Origin of the sequence: Pseudomonas sp. CBS, assembly GCF_024734645.1 — a bacterium.
GTDB lineage: Bacteria > Pseudomonadota > Gammaproteobacteria > Pseudomonadales > Pseudomonadaceae > Aquipseudomonas.
This window is the reverse complement of the sequence record NZ_CP102929.1, coordinates 2838009-2857499: the sequence shown is the minus strand read 5'-3', so window position 1 is coordinate 2857499 and position 19491 is coordinate 2838009. Positions and strand designations below refer to the sequence as shown.

The window sequence follows — 19491 nt, the reverse complement described above, 5'->3', positions numbered from 1 at the left end:
GCACGTTAAAGAGGGAAGTCCCGCCTGGGGCGGGATTGACAGGTTTCTACAGAATTTCGGAGTTGTGTTATGGCTGGCCATTCCAAGTGGGCGAACATCAAGCACCGCAAAGAGCGTCAGGATGCCAAGAAAGGCAAGATCTTCACCAAGTGGATTCGCGAGCTGACCGTCGCCGCGCGCCAGGGTGGCGGTGACCCGGGTTCCAACCCGCGTTTGCGCCTGGCCCTGGACAAGGCCCTCGGCGCCAACATGAGCCGCGACATCATCGACCGCGCCGTGGCCCGTGGTGCCGGCGCGGCCGATACCGACGACATGGTCGAGTTGAGCTACGAAGGCTACGGCCCGGGTGGCGTGGCGGTGATGGTCGAGTGCATGACCGACAACCGCAACCGTACTGCGGCCGCCGTGCGCCATGCATTCAGCAAATGTGGCGGCAACCTGGGCACTGACGGTTCGGTGGCCTACCTGTTTGAGCGCAAGGGGCAGATTTCCTTCGCGCCGGGCGTTGACGAAGATGCACTGATGGAAGCCGCGATGGAGGCGGACGCCGACGACGTGGTGACCAACGAAGACGGTTCCATCGACGTGTTTACCTCGTTCGCGGGTTTCTACGCTGTGCGTAACGCTCTGGAAGCGGCGGGTTTCAAAGGTACCGATGCGGAAATCGTGATGCTGCCCACCACCAGCGCCGAGCTGGACCTGGATGGGGCGCAGAAGGTGCTCAAGATGCTCGACATGCTTGAAGACCTGGATGACGTGCAGAACGTCTACTCCAATGCCGATATCCCGGAGTCGGTAGCCGAACAGCTAGGCTGAGGGATGATGCAGATCTAATGTGGGAGCGGGCTTGCTCGCGAAGGCGGCGTGTCAGTCAGTCGATAAGGTGACTGATACACCGCCTTCGCGAGCAAGCCCGCTCCCACATTTTGATCTTGGCTATATCAAGAATTTTTTATCCAACTGCAGGCGTTATGACTCTAATCCTAGGTATCGACCCCGGTTCGCGAATCACCGGCTTTGGCGTGGTCCAACAGACCCCGCGAGGCTGCGTGTACGTGGCGTCGGGCTGTATCCGTACCGGCGCCGGCGAGTTGGCCGAGCGCTTGCAAATCGTCTATCGCGGCGTGCGTGAAGTGATCCAGACCTACGGGCCAGTGACCATGGGCATCGAAAAAGTGTTCATGGCAAAAAACGCCGACTCCGCCTTGAAGCTCGGCCAGGCCCGCGGTGCGGCCATCGTGGCCGGTGCCGAGGAGGGCATGGAGATCGCGGAATACACCGCGACCCAGGTCAAGCAAGCCGTGGTCGGCACCGGTGCGGCCAACAAGGAGCAGGTGATGATGATGGTCATGCACATGCTCAAGCTCACCGCCAAACCGCAAATCGATGCCTCCGACGCCCTGGCCATTGCCATTTGCCACGCCCATACCCGTTCCAGCCTGATGCCCCACGGCTTGGGGACGGCACGCAGTCGTGGCGGCCGGCTGCGTCTCTGATAGCATCAGCGCAATCATTCTGCGTGGGGCGCATGAACGGCCTGTCCTGGCGGCCGGCATACCCGCGTTATTACCGGTCAGGCCTTGATCTGAGCCGATTCTTAAGGATTCGAACGTGATTGGACGCTTGCGCGGCACCCTGGCTGAGAAACAGCCGCCGCACCTGATTCTGGATGTAAACGGGCTGGGCTATGAGCTGGAAGTGCCCATGACCACCCTCTACCGCCTACCGTCGGTCGGTGAACCGCTGACCCTGCACACCCATCTGGTGGTGCGCGAAGACGCGCAATTGCTCTATGGTTTCATTGGCAAGCGTGACCGGGATTTCTTTCGTGAGCTGATTCGCCTCAACGGCGTGGGCCCGAAGCTGGCGTTGGCGCTGATGTCGAGCCTGGAAGTGGATGAGCTGGTGCGCTGCGTGTCGGCCCAGGACACCTCGGCGCTGACCAAGGTGCCAGGCGTTGGCAAGAAAACCGCCGAGCGCTTGCTGGTGGAGCTCAAGGACCGCTTCAAGGCCTGGGAGGTCGTGCCGAGCATGTTCGCCCTGGTGCCTAACCAACCGGACGCGCCGGGTGTGCCGGTGGCCAGTGCCGAAAGCGATGCCGTCAGCGCGCTGATCTCCCTGGGCTACAAGCCCCAGGAGGCGAGCAAGGCGGTGTCGGCCATCAAGGACAAGAACCTGAGCAGCGAAGACATGATCCGCCGCGCCCTGAAGGGAATGATTTAAGTGATTGAAGCTGATCGTCTGATCGCGGCCACCGGCCCCCGTGACCGTGAAGAAGTCCAGGACCGGGCCATTCGCCCCCTGAGCCTCGCCGAATATATTGGTCAGCCCACCGTGCGCGAGCAGATGGAGCTGTTCATCCAGGCCGCGCGCGGGCGCAGCGAGTCATTGGATCACACGTTGATCTTCGGCCCGCCGGGTCTGGGCAAGACCACTCTGGCCAACATCATCGCCCAGGAAATGGGCGTGTCGATCAAGTCCACCTCCGGCCCTGTGCTGGAGCGACCGGGCGACCTGGCGGCGCTGCTGACCAACCTGGAGCCCCACGACGTGCTGTTTATCGACGAGATCCACCGGCTTTCGCCCATCGTCGAAGAAGTGTTGTACCCGGCCATGGAAGACTTCCAGCTGGACATCATGATTGGCGAAGGCCCGGCCGCGCGCTCGATCAAGCTCGACCTGCCACCGTTCACCCTGGTGGGGGCTACTACCCGTGCGGGCATGCTGACCAATCCGCTGCGAGACCGTTTCGGGATTGTTCAACGTCTGGAGTTCTATAGCACGGCGGATCTGGCCACCATCGTCAGCCGTTCGGCGACTATCCTCGGCTTGCCCCTGGACCCGGAAGGCGCGTTTGAAATCGCCCGCCGCGCCCGTGGTACGCCGCGGATTGCCAATCGGTTACTGCGACGGGTGCGCGACTTTGCCGAAGTGCGGGCCAAAGGGCATATCACCAAACCCGTGGCAGACCTGGCGCTGAACCTGCTGGATGTGGATGAGCACGGCTTTGATCACCAGGACCGGCGCCTGCTGCTGACCATGATCGAGAAGTTCGACGGTGGCCCGGTGGGTGTGGACAGCCTCGCGGCAGCCATCAGCGAAGAGCGGCACACGATTGAGGATGTACTGGAACCGTACCTGATCCAGCAGGGCTACATCATGCGTACGCCGAGGGGGCGTGTGGTCACCCGGCATGCGTATCTGCACTTTGGGTTAAACATTCCGTCACGATTGGGCGAGATGCCCGTGGTAGACGAATTCCTCGATGCAGTAGACGATTAAAAACGCTTGGCGATTCGATTTATTCGGCGTTTGTGCTGTCCTAGTGGCTGGCGTCGTCATTCTTTCGTTAGAAATGTGCCACAGAATGAAAAACAGTTGCCTGGCCGGATTGGCAACCTGAGGAGTAAGCACTAGAGTATGCGCGCGCAAAACGGGGATCAGTCGTTCGCACATCGCTGTCGCGTTTATTACGAGGACACCGATGCCGGCGGCATCGTTTATTACGTCAATTACCTAAAGTTCATGGAGCGGGCTCGAACCGAGCGGCTACGGGAGCTGGGCTTTGCCCAATCCCAGCTGGCAGGGGAGGACCTGTTGTTTGTCGTGCATTCCAGCGAGGCGCGTTACCACGCGCCGGCGCGACTGGACGATGAATTGCTGGTCAGCGCAGAAATAACCGAATTGAACCGTGCCAGCCTGCGCTTTAAACAGCAGGTCAGGCGGGCTACGGATGCAACGCTGCTCTGTGAGGGGCAGTTCCTGGTGGCCTGTGTTCGCACCAATAGTTTGAAACCCCGGGCCATTCCCGAAGCTCTACGCACGGCCTTTGCCGGCGTGAGCGGCGCGGGTAAACATTCAGAGCAGGAGATTTAGCGTGGAACCTACCGTCGTCGACCATTCCTCCATGTGGAGCCTGGTCAGCAATGCCAGTGTCGTGGTTCAACTGGTGATGCTGATTCTGGTAGCCGCATCGGTTACCTCTTGGGTCATGATTTTTCAGCGCAGCAACCTGCTGCGTGCCGGTCGACGTGCCCTGGAGAGCTTCGAAGAGCGCTTCTGGTCGGGTATCGACCTGTCCAAACTGTATCGCCAGGCCGGCAGCAACCCGGACCCGGATTCGGGCGTCGAGCAGATCTTCCGCGCCGGCTTCAAGGAATTCTCCCGTCTGCGCCAGCAGCCAGGCGTTGACCCGGAAGCGGTCATGGAAGGCGTGGCCCGTGCCATGCGCGTAGCGATTTCCCGCGAAGAAGAAAAGCTTGAGCAAAGCCTGCCGTTCCTCGCCACCGTAGGTTCCGTCAGCCCGTACATCGGCCTGTTCGGTACCGTGTGGGGGATCATGAACTCCTTCCGCGGCCTGGCCCAGGCCCAGCAAGCGACCCTGGCCACCGTGGCCCCGGGTATCGCCGAAGCGCTGATCGCCACCGCCATCGGCCTGTTCGCAGCTATTCCCGCAGTAATCGCCTACAACCGTTTTGCCGCTCGTGGCGAAACCTTGATCAGCCGTTACTACACCTTCGCCGATGAATTCCAGGCGATCCTGCACCGTAAAGTGCACACCAGCGAAGAATAAGCAGGTAATTCCCAATGGCTTTAATCGCTCGAGCTCGCAAAAAGCGCAAGCCGGTCGCCGAGATGAACGTAGTGCCTTACATCGACGTGATGCTGGTGCTGCTGGTTATCTTCATGGTGACCGCGCCGATGCTCAATCAGGGCGTGAAGGTTGATCTGCCCAAGGTTTCCAGCGAAGCCTTGCCGCAGGACAACAACACCCAGGTCCTGACCATTTCGATCAAGGCTGACAAGACCTATTACTGGAACCTTGGCAGCGAAGTCGACACTCAGAAACAGCAGGACAAGGCCATGACCTTGCCGCAGATGACTGATGCTGTGACCAAGATCATTCGCGCCGGCAACGAAGGTGGCAAGCACACCCAGGTGTTCATCCGCGGCGACAAGGTCGTCGACTATGGCTCCGTAATGGGCGCCATGGGCGGGCTGCAGAAGGCCGGCGTCGGTAACGTTGGCTTGATTACCGAGGCGCCCTGATGCACCAACAGCGAGAGCCGTCCGCCTCGGAAAGCTTCTTCTGGCCTAGCGTCTGGGCGATTGCCCTGCACGTCCTGGTGTTTGGCATGCTGTTTGTCAGCTTTGCCATGACCCCGGACCTGCCGCCAGCCAAGCCGATCGTGCAGGCGACCCTGTATCAGCTGAAATCGAAAAGCCAGGCCACCACCCAGACCAATCAAAAGATTGCGGGTGAGGCCCAGAAGTCGGCTGCGCGCCAGACTGAAGTCGAGCAGATGGAACAGAAGAAGGTCGAGCAGGAAGCGGTGAAGGCTGCTGCGGAACAAAAGAAAGAAGAGGCGGCTCAAAAGGCCGAGGAATCGAAAAAGGCTGACGAGGCGAAGAAAGCTGACGAGGCTAAAAAGGCTGATGAAGCCAAGAAAGCCGATAAAGCTGCTGAAGCCAAGAAGGCTGAAGAGAAACAATTGGCTGATATAGCCAAGAAGAAATCTGAAGAAGAAGCCAAAAAAGCGGCTGAAGAAGAGGCCAAGAAAAAGGCCGCTGAAGACGCGAAGAAAAAGATAGTCGAAGACGCGAAGAAGAAAGCCGCCGACGACGCCAAGAAGAAAGCTGAAGCTGACGAGGCGAAAAAGAAAATCGCCGACGATGCGAAGAAGAAAGCTGCCGCCGACGCCTCCAAGAAAAAGGCCCAGGAAGCAGCGCGTAAATCGACCGAAGACAAAAAGGCCCAGGCCTTGGCCGATTTGCTTTCCGACACGCCGCAGCGCCAGCAAGCCTTGGCCGATGAACGTGGTGACGAAGTCGCGGGCAGTTTCGATGACTTGATTCGTTCACGGGCAGCGGAAGGTTGGACCCGTCCTCCTTCGGCACGTAAAGGCATGACAGTAGTGCTGCAGATCGGCATGTTGCCGGACGGTACGGTGACTTCGGTCAGCGTGGCCAAGTCCAGTGGCGACGGTTCGTTCGACAGTTCGGCGGTAGCAGCGGTCAAGAACATTGGCCGGTTGACCGAGATGCAGGGAATGAAACCAAGCGACTTCGCTCCCTACCGTTCATTCAAGATGACATTCACACCTGAGGATCTAGCCTTGTGAGAAACCTTCTTCGAGGAATGCTTGTCGTTATTTGCTGCATGGCAGGGATAGCGGCGGCGGATGAAAAGAACATCCTGGTCACCAGCGGTAGCGATCGGGCCACCCCGATCGCCGTTGTACCGTTTGGCTGGCAGGGCGGTAGCGTGCTGCCGGACGACATGTCGCAGATCATCAGCGATGACCTGCGCAACTCCGGTTACTACGCACCGATCGACAAAGGCAACATGATCAGCCAGCCGACCCAGGCCAGCGAAGTCATCTTCCGCGACTGGAAAGCGCTGAACGCCCAGTACCTGATGGTGGGCAGCATCACGCCTGCCGGCGGTCGCCTGCAGATCCAGTACACGTTGTTCAACGTCGCGACCGAGCAGCAAGTGCTGACCGGCAGCGTGTCGGGTACCACGGATCAACTGCGGGACATGGCGCACTACATCTCCGACCAGTCGTTTGAAAAGCTGACCGGGATCAAGGGTGCCTTCTCGACTCGCCTGCTTTATGTAACGGCAGAGCGTTTTTCGGTAGACAACACTCGCTATACGCTGCAGCGCTCCGACTATGACGGTGCTCGCGCCGTGACGCTGCTGCAATCCCGTGAGCCGATCCTGTCGCCACGCTTTGCACCCGATGGCAAGCGTATCGCCTACGTGTCCTTTGAACAGAAGCGTCCGCGGATCTTCGTTCAGCACATCGATACCGGTCGCCGTGAGCAGATCACCAACTTTGAAGGCCTGAATGGCGCGCCAGCCTGGTCGCCGGATGGTTCGCGCCTGGCATTCGTATTGTCCAAAGATGGCAACCCGGACATCTACGTGATGAACATGGCTTCGCGCCAACTGAGCCGTGTTACCAGCGGCCCGGGCATCAACACCGAACCGTTCTGGGGCAAGGATGGTTCGACCATCTACTTCACCTCAGACCGTGGTGGCAAGCCGCAAGTCTACAAAACCAGCGTGAGCGGCGGCGGCGCCGAACGAGTGACCTTTATTGGTAACTACAACGCTGCACCGAAGCTTTCGGCTGATGAAAAGACGTTGGTGATGATTCACCGTCAGGATGGTTTCACTAATTTCCGGGTTGCGGCCCAGGATTTGCAGCGTGGAACGGTAAAAATCCTTACAGATACCAACCTTGATGAGTCAGCTACTGTTGCGCCCAACGGCACCATGGTAATCTACGCCACCCGCCAGCAGGGCCGGGGAGTCTTGATGCTCGTGTCCATTAATGGACGCGTAAGGCTCCCGCTTCCTACCGCACAAGGCGAAGTCAGAGAACCGTCCTGGTCCCCTTACCTGAACTGACGCGGCGCTACAAAAAGAAGTACTTAACACACTGGGGTTCATTAGGAGTTTCACGATGGAAATGCTGAAGTTTGGTAAGTTTGCTGCTCTGGCTCTGGCTCTGTCCGTAGCCGTTGGTTGCTCGTCTAAAGGCGGCGACAATGCCGGTGAAGGCGCAGCTGTTGATCCAAACGCTGGTTACGGCGCTAACACTGGTGCAGTTGACGGCTCCCTGAGCGAAGAAGCTGCTCTGCGCGCTATCACCACTTTCTACTTCGAATACGACAGTTCGGACCTGAAGCCAGAAGCCATGCGCGCTCTGGACGTTCACGCGAAGGACCTGAAAGCTAACGGCGCTCGCGTTGTTCTGGAAGGTAACACCGACGAACGTGGTACTCGTGAGTACAACATGGCACTGGGCGAGCGTCGTGCGAAAGCCGTTCAGCGCTACCTGGTACTGCAAGGTGTTGCTCCAGGCCAACTGGAACTGGTTTCCTACGGTAAAGAGCGTCCAGTTGCTACTGGCCACGACGAGCAGTCCTGGGCTCAAAACCGTCGCGTCGAACTGCGTAAGTAATTCGTCATGCGAACGTGCCGTCGTGCTCTAACTGTATTGGCTCTCAGCCTGGCACCGCTTGCGGTGTGGGCTGCGGTTCCTGTGGAAGATAGCAACTCTGGCTATAACAATAGCGGGAGCAGTTATCCGCCAGCGGGTTATGGCACGAACGGCGCCTATGCCGGGGGCGCGGCTACGGCCGCGCCTTCGGCACAGGGCGAACTGTTCAACCAGCTGCAACGCATGCAGGATCAATTGTCGCAGCAACAAGGCACGATTGAAGTTCTGCAGAATCAAGTGAACCAGCTGAAGCAAGAAGGCCTGGAGCGTTACCAGGATCTTGATCGACGTATTGGAGCCGGCGTTACACCAGCCGCCACTCCTGATAATTCTTCTGCCGGTGGCGCCGCAAGCGCCGCCGGTGGTGCAGCAGCAGGGGCCGCAGCTGCGAGCCAAGCCCCTGCCGCCAGCAGCGAACCGGGTGATCCGGCGAAGGAAAAGCTGTATTACGACGCAGCCTTCGACCTGATCAAAGCCAAGGATTTCGATAAGGCCAGCCAGGCTTTTACCGCATTCCTGCGCAAATACCCGAACAGCCAGTACGCGGGCAACGCCCAGTACTGGTTGGGTGAGGTGAACCTGGCCAAGGGTGACCTGCAAGGTGCAGGTCAAGCGTTTGCCAAGGTCAGCCAGCTGTACCCCAAGCACGCCAAGGTGCCGGACTCGCTGTACAAACTGGCTGACGTAGAGCGCCGCCTGGGTCATACCGACAAGGTCAAAGGCATTCTGCAGCAGGTGGTGGCCCAATATCCGGGTACCTCCGCTGCTCAGTTGGCACAGCGGGATCTGCAACGCATGTAAGCGTCGCAACCCGTTCAGAAGAAACCCGCGCCCTGCGCGGGTTTTTTCGTTAGAATCCACGCCCTTTTATGACACACGCTTCCTGGGGTTTACGCGTTGGCGGAATTCCTTGAAGTGCCTGACGGAGGCGGACAGCCTGTTTAGCTGTTACGCCCGTGGCGACTATGCAAGACACATTACGTATCACCGAAGTTTTTTACTCGTTGCAGGGTGAAACGCGCACTGCCGGCCTGCCCACAGTATTTGTGCGCCTCACCGGTTGCCCGCTGCGTTGCCAGTACTGCGACAGTGCCTACGCCTTCAGCGGCGGCACCGTGCGTACCCTTGACGACATTCTCGAGCAAGTAGCCGGTTACCGGCCGCGCTATGTCTGTGTTACCGGTGGCGAGCCACTGGCACAGCCTAATGCCATTCCGTTGCTCAAGCAGTTGTGTGACGCCGGTTACGAGGTGTCCCTGGAAACCAGCGGCGCCCTGGATATTTCCGCGGTCGACCCTCGCGTCAGCCGGGTCGTCGACCTCAAGACCCCGGGTTCCAAGGAAGCGCACCGCAACCGCTACGAGAACATCGAGCTGCTGACGGCCAACGACCAGGTCAAGTTCGTCATCTGTTCCCGCGAAGACTACGACTGGGCGAACTCCAAGCTGATCCAATATGGCCTGGACCGCCGCGCCGGTGAAGTGCTGTTTTCCCCAAGCCACCATGACCTGAATGCGCGTGACCTGGCTGACTGGGTCGTCGCAGACAATTTGCCGGTGCGCCTGCAACTGCAGTTGCACAAGTACCTGTGGAACGACGAGCCGGGGCGCTGAGATGACTGATCAAAAGCGTGCGGTCATTCTGCTTTCCGGCGGCCTCGACTCTGCCACCGTGGTTGCCATGGCCCGTGCCGAAGGCTACAGCTGCTACACCATGAGCTTCGACTACGGCCAGCGCCACCGCGCCGAGTTGGATGCTGCTGCCCGTGTCGCCCGCGATCTGGGCGTGGTGGAGCACAAGGTGATCGGCCTGAACCTCGACGGCATGGGTGGTTCGGCGCTGACCGACAGCTCCATAGACCTGCCACAAGGTCCCAGCGAAGGCATCCCGGTGACCTACGTGCCGGCGCGCAACACGGTCTTTCTGTCCCTGGCCCTCGGTTGGGCCGAAGTGCTGAACGCCCGCGACATCTTCATCGGCGTCAACGCCCTGGACTACGCCGGTTACCCCGACTGCCGTCCCGAGTACATCGAGTCGTTCGAGCGCATGGCCAACCTAGCTACAAAGGCCGGTGTAGAAGGGCAGGGCTTTCGCATCCTGGCGCCGCTGCAGAACCGCAGCAAGGCCGATATCGTGAAGGCTGGCGTAGGACTTGGCGTCGATTACTCGCTGACCGTTTCCTGCTATCAGGCGGACAATGACGGCCGTGCTTGTGGGAAATGCGACAGCTGCCGACTGCGTGCTGAAGGCTTCCAGGCAGCCGGAATCACTGACCCAACGCGCTATTTCTGATTTATTTTAAATAAGGTGTTGAATAATCCTTAGAAATCAGTATTATACGCGCCACCACACAGCGGGTCGTTAGCTCAGTTGGTAGAGCAGTTGGCTTTTAACCAATTGGTCGTAGGTTCGAATCCCACACGACCCACCATTTTTGGCGGTTTAGAAAATCCGGAAGGCCCACGCAAGTGAGGATTTCCGGGTTTTTTTTGCCCAACAAAAGCCGATCACTCTCATGGCAGAGAGTGATCGGCTTTTTTGTTGAACCTAGCCAAACCGCCCGGTGATGTAGTCCTCGGTCTGCTTCATCTTCGGCTTGGTGAAGATCTCATCCGTATTGCCATGCTCAATCAGCTCCCCCATGAACATGAACGCCGTGCTGTCGGACACCCGCGCGGCCTGCTGCATGTTGTGGGTCACGATGATCACCGTGTATTGCTCTTTCAGTTCGGTGATCAACTGTTCGATGCGCCCGGTGGAAATCGGGTCGAGCGCCGAGGTCGGTTCATCCAGCAGCAACACCTGCGGCCGCAGCGCAATGGTGCGGGCGATGCACAGGCGTTGCTGCTGCCCGCCTGAGAGACTCTGGGCGCTCTGCTTGAGTTTGTCTTTCACCTCATCCCACAGCGCGCCGCCGCGCAAGGCTTGCTCGACTCGATCATCCATTTCCCGGCGCGACAGCTTTTCATGATGGCGTACGGCATAGGCGATGTTGTCGTAGATCGACATGGGGAACGGCACCGGCTTCTGGAAGACCATCCCGACATGACTGCGCAGGCGGTTCATCGAGTAGCCGGGGGCGAGGATGTTTTCGCCGTTGAGCAGCACTTCGCCGCGGGCTTCCTGCTTCGGGTACATCGAGTAGATACGGTTGAACACCCGCAGCAACGTCGACTTCCCGCAACCCGATGGGCCGATGATCGCGGTGATGCGTTTTTCCGGAATGTCGATGTCGATGGATTTCAGCGAACGCTGGTTGTTGTAGAAAAACTCCAACCCACGGACACGGATTTTGGTTTTTTCAGGATCAAGGCGGGTCGATTGCATCAGTGGGACCTATTGCGCAAAAGAATCAGGCGAGACAGCAAGCTCAGCACCAGCACGAACATCGTCAGTACCAAGGCGCCTGCCCATGCGAGGGAGTGCCAGTCATCGAAGGGGCTCATGGCGTACTGGAAAATAACCACCGGCACGCTGGCGATCGGTTTGAGCAGGTTGCTGCTCCAGAACTGGTTGCCGAAGGCAGTGAACAGCAGCGGGGCGGTTTCGCCGGTAATCCGCGCCAGCGCCAGCAGGATGCCGGTCACCACGCCGGCCTTGGCGGCTCTCAGCACGATCTGCAACGTCAGCTTCCATTGCGGCACGCCCAAGGCCAGGGCGGCCTCACGCATGGTGGAGGGCTGCAGTTGGAGCATCTCGTCGGTGGTCCTCACCACCACCGGAATCACCAGCAGGGCCAACGCCAGGGCGCCGGCAATGGCAGAGAAACCGACCTGGTGATTGGTCAGCAGGTTCAGCGGCAGGATCACGCCGGTGTAGATGAACAAACCGAGGACGATCGAGGGCGCGGACAGCAGAATGTCGTTGATGAAACGCACCGTGGTACCCAGGCGCGAATGCCGTGCGAATTCCGCCAGCCAGATACCGGCCATCAACCCGATGGGCGTGCCAATCAGCAGCGCAATCCCGGACATCAGGGCGCTGCCATAAAACGCGTTGGCCAGGCCGCCGTCTGTTCCGGGTGGCGGTGTCATCTCGGTAAACAGGCGCAGGTTGAGTGCCTGAAAGCCGTTGATGATGGTGGTCAGCAGAATCCACGCCAGCCACAACAGGCCAAAGGCGGTGGCGCCACAACTGAGCAGCATGGCCACGCGGTTCTTGAAGGCACGCTTGCGGTACAGGCGGTCGTTGCTGTTCATAGGCCCTCCTTGCGTGACAGGCGCATGAGCATCAGCCGCGCCAGTGCCAGCACCACGAATGTCACGATAAACAGCAGGAAGCCCAGGGCGATCAGCGCCGAACGATGCAGGTCGGTATAGGCCTCGCTGAACTCGTTGGCGATGACCGACGCGATGGAACTGCTGGGCATCAGCAACGAGGCGGAGAACTGTTGCGCGTTACCCAGCACGAAGGTGACGGCCATGGTTTCTCCCAGGGCGCGACCGAGGCCGAGAAACACCCCACCAACCACTGCCGAACGGGTGTAGGGCAACACGATGTCCCACACCACTTCCCAGGTAGTGCTGCCCAGCGCGTAGGCCGATTCTTTCAATTGAGTCGGCACACTGCGGAAAACCTCATGCATCACCGACGTAATGAACGGCGTAATCATGATCGCCAGCACGATGCCGGCGGTCAGCATCCCGATGCCCAGCGGTGGCCCCTGGAACAGCGAGCCAATAAACGGAAGCGCACCCAGGTAATCGTTGATCCAGGGTGACAAGTGTTCTGCCATAAAGGGCCCGAAAACAAACAGGCCCCACATGCCGTAGATGATCGAGGGAATGCCCGCGAGCAATTCAACGGCGGAGGCGACCGGCATTCTCAGCCAGGGCGGCGCCACTTCAGTGAGGAAAATCGCGATGCCGAAACTCACGGGCACCGCAATCAGCAACGCCAGGAAGGAGGTGACCAAGGTGCCGTAAATCGGCACCAGGGCGCCGAAGTGGTTGTTGACCGCATCCCAGTCGGTGCTGGTAATGAAACCGAAACCGAAGGTCTTGAAGGCCAGGCCGCCGCCCCACAATGTCGAGGCGGCGATGCTTGCCAGCAACAGCAAGACCAGCATGGCGGCCCCGAACATCGAGCGTTTGAACCACAGGTCGTTACGCTGATCGCGAGCGGCGCGGCTGTCACCCGACACATCGCTCGCGTGAGTGGTCATGGCCAGAGGATGGACAGTTTCGTTCATATCAGATGTGCTCACCCCCTTGCTCAAGCAGGTGCCTGGCAAGGGGTCATGGGAGGACGGATCAGTGGGCGAAGTCGGACTTCCAGTAACCTTCGATCCGGGTCACGAGGGAATCAGGCAACGCGACGTAGTCCAATGCCGCAGCCTGCTGTTGACCTTTCTCCAACGACCATTTGAAGAAGTTGAAAGCGGCCTGGCTTTGCTCGGCGTTCTTTGCCTGCTTGTACATGATGATCCAGGTGGTCGCCGTGATCGGCCACGCGTTCTCGCCCGGTGCGTTGGTCATGATCAGGTTGAAGTCCTTGGCGTTGGCCCAGTCGGCGGTATCCGCCGCTGCCTGGAAGGCCTTGGCGTTGGGCTCGACGAATTTGCCGGACGCGTTCTTCAGTGAGGCGTAAGTCATCTTGTTCTGCAGGGCGTAGGCGTATTCAACAAAGCCGATGGAGTTCTTGATCTGCTTTACGTAGGCCGAAACACCTTCGTTACCCTTGCCACCCACACCGACTGGCCACGGCACGGTGGTGCCGAAACCGATTTTGCTTTTCCAGCCATCACTGACTTTGGAGAGGTAGTTGGTGAAGTTGTACGAGGTGCCCGAGCCGTCCGAGCGGTGGACCACGGTGATATTCGCGCCGGGCAGCTTCAGGCCGGGGTTGAGCGCGGCAATCGCCGGGTCGTTCCAGGCCTTGATGTCACCGAGGAAAATCTTCGCCAGCACCTCGCCATCGAGTTTCAGCTGGCCTGCTGCAACGCCTTCGACGTTCATCACCGGCACGATGCCGCCAATCACGCTGGGGAACTGGCCGAGGCCGCCGGCCTTCAGTTCATCTGCCGACAGCGGTGCGTCGGAAGCGCCGAAATCCACGGTGGCCGCCTTGATCTGGGCGATGCCGCCGCCAGAACCGATGGACTGGTAGTTGATCCGGTCACTGGAGCTTTTGCTGTATTCCTGGGACCACTTGGACAGCACCGGGTAGACGAAACTGGAGCCTGCACCCGTGACGTCAGTGGCGTGAGCGACACCACTCAGGCACAGGGCAGCGAACAACACTGACAGACTCTTTTTGGTCAGCAACATCACGACGACACCTCAAAGGAAGGGGGTAGGTGGAGGGCTCCACCTGTCTGGGACGTGACGATTTAATTCCTGGGATGTTTCTGTTTAATGACGGTTTGGCTTTATGAAGAAACATTTAGAAATGTTTGTTCCGGTGAAGGCGGGCGTGCCCGTCTGCACCGGAACAGGGTTGCTTAGTGGGTACCTTGATCAATCCCGGCTTGTAGCTCCTGGCTATTACTGTGCCCGCCTGCCCGCAGCGGTCCGAGGTTGATGGCTTGATCCTTACGCGTTGCGTCGTCCTGTTTGCGCGTCAATTCGTCCTTGGCGCCCAGCGCCAGATTGACCGGTGACTTCGAGACGTTCAGCCCGACATCCGCGCGATAATCGCTGCCCGTCAACGTGGTGGCGTTTACCGCCGAACCACCCAAATCGACCTTGCCTTCCGAAGCCCCGATGCGCGCACCGGTCAGCCGAGTCTCACCACCCACCTGCAAGTTCACGCCCTGGGTACCGCTGATGCCCGAGGCCTGAGTGACGCTGTCCTTGGCGACGTGGCTGACGTCCAGGTTCAAGGTCGGGGTGTAGGCGGTGGTGCCACTCTTGTCGCCGAACAACACGCTTTCTGCGGTATTGGCCACCGAGCTGCCGGTGGTGTTCTTGCCGCTGACGGCGTAGCTGTCACTGGTTTTCGGCCAGAGCTTTTCCTTGACGCTGGACAGGCGCGTGCCCAGCGCATCCCTCTTCTCGGCGAGGTAAGTCTTGGCCTGATCCACGCGGGTGCCGAAGGCGCCACGGGGCTCGGGATTCACGTCGTAGCTACCGCTGCGGGTGAGTTTTTCGCCCAGGCGTTCCTTGGCGTTGCCGACGCTGTTGACCAGGTTGTCCTTGGCCGAGGCCAGGTGTTCGGTGCCCTTGTCGACGGCGTTCTCGAGTTTTTCGCGGTGCTTGTCGAACGCGCCTTCCGCCTTGGCCTGCACTTTGTCCTTGAGGGGGCCGGTGGTCTTGGCGAGTTTGTTGACCACGCCAGGCTGGTTTTTCTCGACGTCCAGCTTGGCATCGACGTTGACCTGGGTACTGCTGACATGATCCTTGCGGCTCTCGACCACCAGGTCGCCGCCGATCTTGCCGCTCACCTGATTCGCGTCGATCCGTGCCCCGGACAATCGGGTATCACCGGCACTGTTGATCACCACGGTGTCGGCCTTGATCTGGCTGTCGTGCTGAGTGGTGCCTTGCAGGTAATCGACGTCGACCTTGGCTCGGGCATTGATGCCGTGTTGGGTCTTGGGTGTGTCGTGTTCACCCGCGTTGGCCAGGGTTGTCTTGCCGCCGCTGCCGCCCGCGCCGAAGGTCACGCCCCAGCTGTCATGGGCCTGGGTCGATTGCGCCGACTCTTGCAGGATGCCGCCATTTACCGCGTCGAGGCTGACGTTGCCGGCTTCGATTTGCGTGCCTTGCAGGTGGATGGCATCGGCGCTGTTGCCGCCGCTGGCGAGCGTCACGTTGCCGTTGCTGTGCAGCTGTCCGACGCCGACGGCCTGGTCGTTTTCCGCGCCCTTGCCGATGTTGAAGTTGGCGCTGAGGCTCCAGGTCTTGCCGCTGCTTTCAGCGCTGCTGGTCTTGCCCGCGCCGACGTTCAGGCCGCCGCCCAGGTTGCTGGCGCTGCTGACGTGGTGATCGGTGGCGGCTTGCAGGTCCAGCTTGCCCCCGGCGGCGAGGTTGATGTCACCGGTCTTGGCGGTGCTGCTGCCAATCCGGGTGCCTTGCAGGGTCAGGTCGGCGCCGCTGTTGAGTTGCACCGGACCTTTGCCCTGTAGGGTCGCGACCCGGGCCTGGCTGTCCTGGGTGTCCAGGCGCTTGTTGTCCAGCTGCACACCGGCACCGAGGTTGACGTTATTGCCGTTGGTGCCCGGTGCCGTGCCCACGGTCAGCGAGCTGCTGCCGCGCAGGGTGCTGCTGGTGTTGCTCTGGGTGTCGTTGGCTTGATTCAGCGCCAACTCGCCGCCCGTCTTGAGGTCGACCCCGGCCTGGCCGCCGTTGAACTGGCTGCCTTCATAACGCGCATCGCCCTTGACGTCGATGCCCACGCCCTGGGCCCCGGCGTAGCTGCCGACCACTGCCGTGCTGTTGGATTCGCGTACGTCACTGCTGCCGCCGGCGCCGCTGCCGCGCACGTTCAAGTCTTCACCCGTGGTGGTGTAGACCCGCACGCCGGCCTTGGCGTCCACGCCTTGCTCGCTGCTGCTGTGGGTATTGGCGGCAGCGGTGGCAAGGTGGCTGCCGGCATCGATCTTCAGGCCGCCCTCGGTGGCATGGTATTGAGTGCCTTCATCCTGCAGTTTGCCGGCGACGTTGACCTGCACCCTGCCGCCCGTGAACTGGCTGACCACTGCCGTGCTGTCCTGCTGTGTGCGGGTCTTGTTGGTATGGCCGACTTCAACATCGAGCCCGACATTGGGTTGTTCGAACGCGTCCAACAGCCCTGGCTGATGAAACTTGCTTTGGGCCACACCTTCGATGGCTTTTTCGATGGGGCGGGTGATGCCTTTGTATTCGACATTGGCGCCGACATCGGCCGTCCAGCCATTCTCCTTATGGGTGCTGGACTCGCTGTTATGCGCCGCCTGGTTGTCGACCTGGGCAGCGTTGACCTGCAACCCGGAACCGGCCTTGACCTGTGCGCCCTGGCTGGTGAGGGTGTTGCCGGCATTGATGGTCAGCTTGCCGGCCGCCGCAACGGTGCTGGTGTGCGCGGTGGTTTTGCTGTTGGTGTCGTGGCTGCTTTGATGGCTGAACTGCGCGCCGCTGCCGGCCCTGTCGAGGCCGCCGCTGTAGTAGACGCCACCGCCGGTGGTGGTCTGCTCGGTGGTGTTGGCCGTGCTGTCATGCGTCGCCAACAACTCGACATTTTTCCCGCTCAAGGTCGCGTCACCCTGGGTAGCCTTGAGGCGTGAGCCCTCGACGCTCAAATCGCCACCTGCGGTGACGGCCAGGGTGCCGCCGCTGAGGCTGGAGGCTTGTTGGCGGGTGGTGTCGGTGTGGCTGGTTTTCTGCTGGTCTTCGTAGTTCACGCCTGCGCGGTACTGGCGCGTGCCGTCGGCGGTTTCCTTGGCGTAGCCATCAAAACCCCGGGTGTGAGTGCGGGTGGTATCGCCGGAGGTGTTTTCCGCCGAGGCGATCTTGATATCACCCTTGGCGTCAGCCGTCAGTTCGCCTGTGGCAGACACCTTGGAACCACTGACTTCGATGTCCTTGGCGCTGCGCAGTGCGAGGTTACTGTCCGAGCGCAGTTCGCTGGCGACCACGGTGCTGTCTTTGAGGTTCTTGCGGCTTTCGTCCTTGGAAATTCCGAAGAACTTGCTGTCCTTGCTGTAGCGGTTGTCGTGGGACGTGTCGCGTACGCCATCGATCACCAGCGAACCCTTGTCGCTGATGACGCTGGCCTGTGTGCCGCCACGGGCCTGGCTGCCGCTGATGCGCACTTCATCGGCCCTCACGATCAGCTTGCCGTCAGCGTTGACCTTGCTGCCGGTATTCAGGGTTTTGCCCTTGTCGCCGTCGCCTTTGGAACCGAAGAAACTGCCGCCCACCAGGTCACCGGAGTAACCGTTATCCCGGCTGCTTTGGGTGCGGCTGGCGCTGGTGATTTCCACGTGCCGGGCGGCCAGTTGAATATCCCCCGGGGTTTTCAGTTCGGCGCCTTGCAATTGCAGGGTCTGCCGGCCGGTCAGTTCCAGGTTCTTGCCAGCCTTGAGGCCGCTGGTGATGCTGCGTTGTTCGCTGGCGGACTTGTCCCAGTCGGCTTTCCACAGGTGCTTGCGGTGGTTGCCCTGGTCGCGGGTTTCATGGGTCTCGGTGGCTGCGCTCAGGCGCAAGTCTGCGCCGCTGTTGACGCGCACGGTGTCGCCGGCTTCGACATGGCTGGCCTTGATCTCGGTGTTGGCGCCGGAAGACAGCGCGGCATTCTGCTGCGCGACGACGCTGTTGCCGTGCTGGCGCGAGTCCTTGTCGGTGGTGGTGCGGTCGTAGGTTTCGTAGGTGAAGAGGAAGTTGCTGTTGTTCCACTGCTCACGCTTTTCCTGGAGCTTGCGGCTTTCCAGGCTGCTCAGGGTCAGGTTGCGGCCAGCGTCGAGCTTGACGTTGCGCCCGCCAACATCGGTGGCGGCCAGGCTCAAGTCCTTGGCGCTGTGCAGGTCGACATCGCCCTGGCGGCTCAGCACCCCGGCGCGGGTGGCCTCGAGGCTATTGGCGTGCACCTGGCCGCTGATGTCGAGGTCGCCGGCCGAGCGGATGTTCACGCCGTCCTGTCCATCCACTTGCACGGCACCCACGCGTACGCCGGCACCTTCGGCGGTGCTGACGATATTGATCCGTCCGGCCTGCATCGCACCGAACAGGCTGGCGTCGATACGTTGCTCCCCGGTCTTGCTGGCCGGGTCCACTTGGCGCACCTGGCCGCCGGCAACGTCGACCTGATTGCGCCCGACCGTGAGGTTCAATTGATCACGGGCGCTGAGCCGGCCTTCGCTGTCGATGCGCGGTGCGATCAGGTTGATCGAGCCGTCACGGTTTTGCAGGCCTTGGGCTTGCACCGTCAGTTGGCCGCTTGCATCACGGGTGTCCAAGCCTTTCAGCTTGCCATCGTTGAGCTCGGGACGGCCGACGACCAGGCTGGCGTTGGGGGTGTTGATGAAGCTGCCACCGTTGACAGAAATCCCGTTCGGGTTGGCCAGCACATAATCCGCCGCCCGGCCAAAAATCTCCTGCGCACCGTTGAGGGCCGAGGCGTTACGACTCACCACTTCATTGAGGATCACGCTCGCTGCCTGGCCCTGGAACTGCGGGTTGGCCGCCAGGTGCCCGGCGAGCTGGGATTGCCCGGCCTGCAAGGCGTTGTTCAATACCACGCCTTGGCGGTCGACGTTGTAGTCGAGAAATTGGTTGTGGGACAGGCCGCCGGCATTCGGCGCGACGATATTGACGATGGGCACGCCCGCCTGGTTTTGCAGTTGCGGGGTGCCGCCGGGCCCTTCGACGACGGTCAAGCCGCCGGCCAGTACGAGTTGAGGTAACAGGAACAGGCTGGCGATGGCCCAGCGCAGTTTGCCCTGTGGAGAGAGGTGAAAGGCATGAGTGTGAGTCGGCATAAATAGTCTCGCTCTGTTGGCTGATCGGTGAAGTGCGTCGTTCGGTGCAACGCTGCCGTGCTGATCAGGTGCTGCGTT

The 19491-nt window shown here is 60.4% G+C and carries 18 protein-coding genes and 1 tRNA gene; 14 read left to right on the top strand and 5 right to left on the bottom strand.

Translation table 11 applies throughout. The annotated features are described in order from the left end of the window. Positions 1-69 precede the first annotated feature (69 nt). From NVB75_RS12940 to NVB75_RS12875, 14 genes are all read left to right on the top strand, one after another. Positions 70-816, top strand: coding sequence for a YebC/PmpR family DNA-binding transcriptional regulator (locus tag NVB75_RS12940; protein WP_258347412.1), 747 nt, complete (start codon positions 70-72; stop codon positions 814-816). A 155-nt stretch (positions 817-971) separates the two neighbouring features. Then, the gene (gene ruvC, locus NVB75_RS12935; RefSeq protein ID WP_003209812.1) at positions 972-1496 is read left to right on the top strand and encodes a crossover junction endodeoxyribonuclease RuvC; all 525 of its coding nucleotides are present in this window, start codon (positions 972-974) and stop codon (positions 1494-1496) included. Between the two features lie 115 nt (positions 1497-1611). After that, on the top strand, positions 1612-2223 hold the full coding sequence (gene ruvA, locus NVB75_RS12930) for a Holliday junction branch migration protein RuvA (RefSeq protein WP_010169952.1): 612 nt from the start codon (positions 1612-1614) through the stop codon (positions 2221-2223). Beyond that, positions 2224-3282: a Holliday junction branch migration DNA helicase RuvB gene (gene ruvB, locus NVB75_RS12925; RefSeq protein ID WP_017475679.1), complete on the top strand. Its 1059-nt coding sequence runs from the start codon at positions 2224-2226 to the stop codon at positions 3280-3282. A 138-nt stretch (positions 3283-3420) separates the two neighbouring features. After that, positions 3421-3876, top strand: coding sequence for a tol-pal system-associated acyl-CoA thioesterase (gene ybgC / locus NVB75_RS12920; RefSeq protein WP_258347410.1), 456 nt, complete (start codon positions 3421-3423; stop codon positions 3874-3876). 1 nt (position 3877) lies between these two features. Continuing rightward, a complete protein-coding gene (gene tolQ, locus NVB75_RS12915; protein WP_048727035.1) occupies positions 3878-4573 on the top strand; it encodes a protein TolQ in 696 nt (231 codons plus the stop codon). 23 nt (positions 4574-4596) lie between these two features. Next, the gene (tolR, locus tag NVB75_RS12910; RefSeq protein ID WP_161635741.1) at positions 4597-5049 is read left to right on the top strand and encodes a protein TolR; all 453 of its coding nucleotides are present in this window, start codon (positions 4597-4599) and stop codon (positions 5047-5049) included. After that, positions 5049-6122 carry a cell envelope integrity protein TolA gene (gene tolA / locus NVB75_RS12905; RefSeq protein ID WP_017475681.1) on the top strand — a complete coding sequence of 358 codons (1074 nt, stop codon included), beginning with the start codon at positions 5049-5051 and terminating at the stop codon, positions 6120-6122. The genes tolR and tolA overlap by 1 nt, the downstream gene beginning before the upstream one ends. A gap of 17 nt (positions 6123-6139) precedes the next feature. Further along, positions 6140-7420 carry a Tol-Pal system beta propeller repeat protein TolB gene (gene tolB, locus NVB75_RS12900; RefSeq protein WP_173860414.1) on the top strand — a complete coding sequence of 427 codons (1281 nt, stop codon included), beginning with the start codon at positions 6140-6142 and terminating at the stop codon, positions 7418-7420. A 55-nt stretch (positions 7421-7475) separates the two neighbouring features. Continuing rightward, complete coding sequence (pal, locus tag NVB75_RS12895; protein ID WP_003209827.1) at positions 7476-7976, top strand: peptidoglycan-associated lipoprotein Pal; 501 nt, start codon at positions 7476-7478, stop codon at positions 7974-7976. A 6-nt stretch (positions 7977-7982) separates the two neighbouring features. Next, positions 7983-8816: a tol-pal system protein YbgF gene (gene ybgF, locus NVB75_RS12890; RefSeq protein WP_023659229.1), complete on the top strand. Its 834-nt coding sequence runs from the start codon at positions 7983-7985 to the stop codon at positions 8814-8816. 164 nt (positions 8817-8980) lie between these two features. After that, the gene (gene queE, locus NVB75_RS12885; RefSeq protein WP_076017424.1) at positions 8981-9628 is read left to right on the top strand and encodes a 7-carboxy-7-deazaguanine synthase QueE; all 648 of its coding nucleotides are present in this window, start codon (positions 8981-8983) and stop codon (positions 9626-9628) included. Position 9629: 1 nt separating this feature from the next. Then, positions 9630-10307 carry a 7-cyano-7-deazaguanine synthase QueC gene (gene queC, locus NVB75_RS12880; protein WP_258347401.1) on the top strand — a complete coding sequence of 226 codons (678 nt, stop codon included), beginning with the start codon at positions 9630-9632 and terminating at the stop codon, positions 10305-10307. Between the two features lie 63 nt (positions 10308-10370). Then, positions 10371-10446 (top strand) — tRNA-Lys (locus tag NVB75_RS12875). 116 nt (positions 10447-10562) lie between these two features. Here NVB75_RS12875 and pstB read toward each other — a convergent pair. The 5 genes from pstB to NVB75_RS12850 all read right to left on the bottom strand — a co-directional run bounded on the left by pstB (position 10563) and on the right by NVB75_RS12850 (position 19413). Continuing rightward, positions 10563-11342, bottom strand: coding sequence for a phosphate ABC transporter ATP-binding protein PstB (pstB, locus tag NVB75_RS12870; RefSeq protein ID WP_003209835.1), 780 nt, complete (start codon positions 11340-11342; stop codon positions 10563-10565). Beyond that, on the bottom strand, positions 11342-12214 hold the full coding sequence (gene pstA / locus NVB75_RS12865; RefSeq protein WP_258347400.1) for a phosphate ABC transporter permease PstA: 873 nt from the start codon (positions 12212-12214) through the stop codon (positions 11342-11344). The genes pstB and pstA overlap by 1 nt, the downstream gene beginning before the upstream one ends. Continuing rightward, a complete protein-coding gene (pstC, locus tag NVB75_RS12860) occupies positions 12211-13206 on the bottom strand; it encodes a phosphate ABC transporter permease subunit PstC (RefSeq protein ID WP_258347398.1) in 996 nt (331 codons plus the stop codon). Before pstC ends, pstA begins: the two co-directional genes overlap by 4 nt. A gap of 61 nt (positions 13207-13267) precedes the next feature. After that, entirely contained in the window at positions 13268-14284 is a 1017-nt protein-coding gene (gene pstS, locus NVB75_RS12855) for a phosphate ABC transporter substrate-binding protein PstS (protein ID WP_258347396.1), read from the bottom strand. Between the two features lie 173 nt (positions 14285-14457). Next, positions 14458-19413, bottom strand: coding sequence for a hemagglutinin repeat-containing protein (locus NVB75_RS12850; RefSeq protein WP_258347395.1), 4956 nt, complete (start codon positions 19411-19413; stop codon positions 14458-14460). Positions 19414-19491 lie beyond the last annotated feature (78 nt).